This window comes from Oscillibacter acetigenes (assembly GCF_025567605.1).
In the GTDB taxonomy this organism is placed as follows: Bacteria; Bacillota; Clostridia; order Oscillospirales; family Oscillospiraceae; genus Oscillibacter; species Oscillibacter welbionis.
This window is the reverse complement of the sequence record NZ_JAOQKG010000010.1, coordinates 1-1,203: the sequence shown is the minus strand read 5'-3', so window position 1 is coordinate 1,203 and position 1,203 is coordinate 1. Positions and strand designations below refer to the sequence as shown.

The following is a 1,203-nucleotide window of genomic DNA, read 5'->3' as shown; positions in this document are numbered from 1 at the left end:
CTGTGTACGATGTGAATGTCAAGTACAAGTCCGGCGGAAAGAGCAAGACCTATTCCCGCAAGGGCTTCCTGACAAAGAAGGACGCCTTACAGCATGAAGCGGAGATGAAAGCGAAGCTGACAAACCCGGCATACACGCCGCCCTCTGCTGTTCAGCGAAAAATGACTGTGCAGGAGTACATGACGGAGTGGATCGACCGGCATGGCTCTGCAAATCTCCGCCCCAGCACCGAGGCCAGCTATCGGAGTCACATGAAGAACCACATCTTCCCCTATATCGGAGATGTATTTCTGAACCAGCTCTCCCCGGCCATGCTGGACGATATGTACCGGCAGCTTGCTGAAAAGGGCCTCTCTCAGTCCTCGGTCAAATACGCACACCGGATCATGGGCGTCTCACTGGAACATGCCCGCCGGTATCACTACATTAGCAGCAATCCGGCCAGGGATATTTTGACGAAGTTCGGAAAGCAGAGCAAGACGCCAGATCCTTACACGGTAGACCAGATGCGGCAGCTGCTGGCTGTTGTCATGGGGACGGAGTGGGAGCTGATCGTAGTGCTGGGAGGATTGTATGGGCTTCGCCTCAGCGAGATCATCGGACTGCGGTGGAGGAACGTGGATCTGGCTGAAAATACCTTTGGCGTTGTGGAGCAGCTCCCATTCAACACGCCTGCGAACACCACAGTGATCTCTGAGATGGCTCCCGTGAAATCCAGTGAGCGGACGCTTCCCATTACACCGCTCGTCAGACCATACTTTGAGCGGCATCTGGAACTCCAGAAGGAACAGAAGCGTTTTGCAAAGCAGTCAGGGAATCTGTACTTTGACAACGACCTTGTATTCGCAAAGCCTAACGGCTCTCCCAAGCGGCGGGAGCGGATCTCCGCGAATTTTGGACAGTTGCTGCGTCACGCAGAGATGCCCCATATCCGCTTTCACGATCTGCGGCACACAGCAGCAACCAATATGCACCAGCTGACCGGAGACTTCTATACGGTTGGACAGATCCTGGGGCACAGCCTGAAGGGGATCGGCATTCAGCTCCAGCTCTCCAACAACCTGGAAGCCGTCACGGCGCAGTATGTAGATGTGAGAATGGAGAGGAAGCTATATGTCCTAAACATCTACCATGAAGCGGTCCTGGGTTCCAGTGAGAAAACATGAAGCGCGGAGGTGCGCGCGATGCTCATGCATCGCGCGC

General features: G+C 54.9%; 1 protein-coding gene. It reads left to right on the top strand.

All coding sequences use genetic code 11. The annotated features are described in order from the left end of the window. Nucleotides 1–1,166 (top strand): tyrosine-type recombinase/integrase (locus tag OCV80_RS16405; protein WP_267288562.1); only part of this gene is annotated, 1,166 nt, incomplete at its 5' end. Nucleotides 1,167–1,203 lie beyond the last annotated feature (37 nt).